The organism is Mycobacterium sp., assembly GCF_035697385.1.
Classification (GTDB): domain Bacteria; phylum Actinomycetota; class Actinomycetes; order Mycobacteriales; family Mycobacteriaceae; genus Mycobacterium.
The window spans coordinates 1-3,640 of record NZ_DASSCY010000351.1 but is presented as its reverse complement, the minus strand read 5'-3'; the positions used below and the strand labels follow the sequence as shown (position 1 = coordinate 3,640).

Below are 3,640 nucleotides of genomic sequence, written 5' to 3'. Positions count from 1 at the left end.
GTGCGCCATCGCCCCAGGCAACTCGCGGCGCGCTCGCGCGTCGACGCCGCCGGTGGCGCGCGCGGCGAGCCAGAACGTGCCTGCGCCCGCCAGCGCGAACACCGCAAGCCCGCCGCTGCGCACCAACGTCGCGGTGACGGTGGACGCCGTGTGCGCGTCGACGAAGTCGCGCCACTGCGGCATCGCCGAAAAGCTGTCGAACGCCGTGGATCCCAGCAGAACCGCCAGCAGCGCGACGGTGCCGGGCCGCACCGGAAGCGACAGCAGGTGATCGAACGGGTTGCCGATCGCAATACGGGCGTCGGGGTTGCGGCGCAGCGGTGAGAGCCGTGAGGCGACCATGCTATACACCTCGAACGGGTCGGCGCGCGCACACCAGCGCTCACCGCACCACAGCGCACCCGCGAACGTCACCGCCAGGTAGATCAGCAGCCAAATCCTAATGGCGCCAAGCGATCCCGGGTCGGGGCTGGCCAGCTCCAGCCACACGAACGCGAACAGGCCGAAGACGGCGGGCCAGGACCCCCACGATTCGGGATACCGGCGAGCCAGTGACGGCCGGCCCAGCAGCCGATGCACCGTGCGCACCGGCGAGATTGCGCGCCACACCGGCCCGACCGCCAGCGAGAGGGCGACAAGGCCGACCCACAGCAGCACATAGAAGACGCCGGGCAGCGGGTTGTCGGCGTTCTGTGGTCCGAAGAATGCGGCCACCGCGACCCAGGCCGCGAAGAGCAGCGCCGCTATCGCGACTGCCCACCGGGTGATCGGAGCGTCGACAACCGTCGTGACCCACCGCGGCAGCGCCCACCCCGGCTTGTCAGGGTCGAAGCGCGGCCGTCGCCACGCGAACGCGACCACCGCGAAGGTGAAGGTCAACGCCCACGCCGCGCCGATGAGCGCATAGGCGTACGGGATCGGGAGATCGGTCGAGCCGCCAAGGCCATGGGCCAGCACGGCTACGGACCGATCGCTGCTCACTGCACAGTGATGGTCGCGATGGTCTTCTTCAGCTGATGCAGCTCGACGTCCACCTTGCCCGGGACGTCGACCGTGAACTGGAACGACTGAGCGGGCTTGGCTTCGATCTTGAAGGTGTGCTCTGGGGTGGAGTGCACATGCAGTTCGTCGGCGACGTCGCTGTTGACCCGGATGACGATCTGCTCGTTGACCGCCGACTGCAGTTGCTCGTTGGTGGGCGTGACGGTGCCGCCCTTGATGGTGACCTCGATGACCAGACGGCTCGGCGGTGCCTGTTCGTTGGACATGTCCGACGGGCTGACGGTCGAGGCCGAGGGGCTAGCCGAGGAAGCTTGGCTGCTGTCCGAGCCGCCGCAGCCAGCCGTCAGTAGTGCCGCAGCCGCCAATGCCATGAGTGTTCGCGTTGTTGTCACGGTGAATCATCATGGCCGGAGGCGTCTGAGGTTTCACTGTGAGGCGTATCGCTCTTGCGGCGGTCGCGCATGGCGATATAGACGACGACACCGACCACGACGACCGCTGGAGCAAACGCCGGAATGGCCAGCAGCACCGAATGATCCGCTAGGACGACGGTCATGCCTGTACGGACGGCTGCAGTTCAGCCTTGCTGTCGGTGGGCTCGCTCTTGTTGATGCGGCCCGCGCCCCAGGTGAGACCGGCGATGAGTACCAGCGTGCAAACGAGCACCACCAGGCAGCCGACCAACCACAGCACCTGCGGGGTGTCCGGGTTGCGTTCGCGCTGCAGGATGGTGATCTCTGCGACGAACGGCCGCGTCATCGACGCCTCGGCGGGCACCTCGGGCGCACCGATACCGGGATCGCCTGCCAGATAGATCGGTACGGCGGTGAGCATGGTGCCGTCGTGCACGCGCAGCAACGTCTTCCACGAACCCGACACCGGCATGGGCTCCGTCGACCTGTAGTGGCCCGGTCCCACGCGCTGCAGATGGTCGACGAACATGCCGCGGTCGTTGGAAGTTCCGCCCTGCCAACCCAGTACCGACACCCAGTTGGGATTGTCGCTGACGAGGTTCGCCGGCGTGAGCTGCACGTCAGCCGTCGCCATTCGCTGATCGCCGATTGACGGAGCATCTGTGAGAGTGATTGTGGCACTGGCACTTTCGGGGACGTCGTAGCGCAGCCCGTTGGCGGTGGCGGCGCCGATAACCAGCACCGTCAGCGTTACCAAGCCGATGCCGATGGCGCGGCGTGGCAGCGGTTGACCGTTGACCACCATGCCGACGAGCGCTCCGCAGGCGCCGGTTAGGACCGTGACAGGTACGGCCATTGCCAGGGCCTCCGGCCACATGCTGGTTGGCCACGGGTAGTGGTAGACGGCGCCGACCCACAGCGACTCCAGCCACAAGCCGACGGTGCTGACCGCCAGGCCGCTGACGAGGCCGAACACGATGGGCCGCTTGAGAAGTGGGGTCAGCGCGACCAGCTCGATCACGATGGCCGCGCCGAGGTAGAGAGCGAACCAGTTGATTGGGGCGCCCAGTACCGGGCCGACGACCAAGGCGACCGCGCCACGCAACGCCACCGCAAGCAGCGCGGCGGCGATGGCCGCCCCACGGCCCAACCACATCCGGGCGGCAACCAACCCGAACGCGCCTGCCGCCGCGATCAACATCGGCTCGAACACCTGGCGGAACTGCGGCACGCCGAAGTCGAACTCGATCTGAAAGACCGACATGCCGATGACCACGCCGGCGAAGCCCAGGTACTGAACGAATTTGATCCCCACGCCGCCGCGTGGGGCGTCGTCATCGGTCGCTTGGCGCCCCTCGTGCTCGAGGAGCACGGCAGACAAGGTGGCGAAGCCGGCACCTCCGATCATCATCAGGTGCGTCGGGCCCCACAGGGTCACGTCCTGGCCGAAAATGCGGTGCCAGACGTCGTCAAGGGGGAACCCGAGCAAGGCGTACAGGCCGCAGCCCGCCATCAACAGTCCGCCAACGGGCGCGTACCAATTGCGGGTGATCCGCACCGCGGACGGACCCGGCTTGTCGTACGGCAACACGCAGGCCAGGCAGCCGGCGACAAACAAGATGAAGAGCCCGAAGAGGATGAAGTAGTGCGCAGGGTTGGCCAGCGGTCCCGAATCCCTGCCGTCACCGATGTGCAGGCTGACGTCCCAGATGAAGCCGAACAGCGCGCTGATGATCGTCGTGATGAACAGGGCGATCGGAAGTGCCACCCACGGCGGGCGCTTGAACCTGCGGCCCGCCCACTCCGCGAAGCTGTTGAGCCACGTGATCTTGCGCGCCCGGTGCAGGTAGCCGATCCACAGCAGCGCCACCCCGACAATCAGGCCGGCCACCGACATGCCGATGACCTCGCCGATCGCGGCGCCCCCGCCCTCTCCGCCTTGACTGGCCTGAGCAAAAAACTCCATTGTCATCCCCGCCCGCTGAGTGTCCGAAGAAACTTCTTACTCGTCGGTAATGTTGCCAGAATCACCCCAGACGAAACCAGGGGTACCGGGTATTTAAGTTACGACGACGCGGAACGTCTTCAGTGAGGTGTCCGCGGCGTCCGGGATGTTCATGCCGGCGTCCAAGCCCGAGCGCAGGTAGTCGATGACCGCGTCGTTGAGCCGCTCACCGGGCACCACCGCAGGTATGCCCGGCGGGTACGGGGTGAGCTGCTCGGCG

The 3,640-nt window shown here is 66.9% G+C and carries 4 protein-coding genes and 1 pseudogene; all 5 read right to left on the bottom strand.

The annotated features are described in order from the left end of the window. The coding region (locus VFH65_RS29265) for a hypothetical protein (protein ID WP_353326621.1) at positions 1–981 on the bottom strand (981 nt) is incomplete at its 3' end. Beyond that, complete coding sequence (locus VFH65_RS29260; RefSeq protein ID WP_353326623.1) at positions 978–1,373, bottom strand: hypothetical protein; 396 nt, start codon at positions 1,371–1,373, stop codon at positions 978–980. The genes VFH65_RS29265 and VFH65_RS29260, both read right to left, overlap by 4 nt. Positions 1,374–1,390: 17 nt before the next feature. Next, positions 1,391–1,558 carry a hypothetical protein gene (locus tag VFH65_RS29255; protein WP_353326619.1) on the bottom strand — a complete coding sequence of 56 codons (168 nt, stop codon included), beginning with the start codon at positions 1,556–1,558 and terminating at the stop codon, positions 1,391–1,393. Continuing rightward, the gene (locus VFH65_RS29250) at positions 1,555–3,381 is read right to left on the bottom strand and encodes a hypothetical protein (RefSeq protein WP_353326618.1); all 1,827 of its coding nucleotides are present in this window, start codon (positions 3,379–3,381) and stop codon (positions 1,555–1,557) included. Before VFH65_RS29250 ends, VFH65_RS29255 begins: the two co-directional genes overlap by 4 nt. Positions 3,382–3,474: 93 nt before the next feature. Then, positions 3,475–3,640 (bottom strand): annotated as a pseudogene (locus tag VFH65_RS29245) (ornithine decarboxylase); the annotation flags it as partial.

What these genes read in the sequence shown, in the direction of transcription:
- VFH65_RS29260 (WP_353326623.1), bottom strand. Translation starts at nt 1,373, where the DNA reads ATGGCATTGGCGGCTGCGGCACTACTGACGGCTGGCTGCGGCGGCTCG.
- VFH65_RS29255 (WP_353326619.1), bottom strand. Translation starts at nt 1,558, where the DNA reads ATGACCGTCGTCCTAGCGGATCATTCGGTGCTGCTGGCCATTCCGGCG.
- VFH65_RS29250 (WP_353326618.1), bottom strand. Translation starts at nt 3,381, where the DNA reads ATGGAGTTTTTTGCTCAGGCCAGTCAAGGCGGAGAGGGCGGGGGCGCC.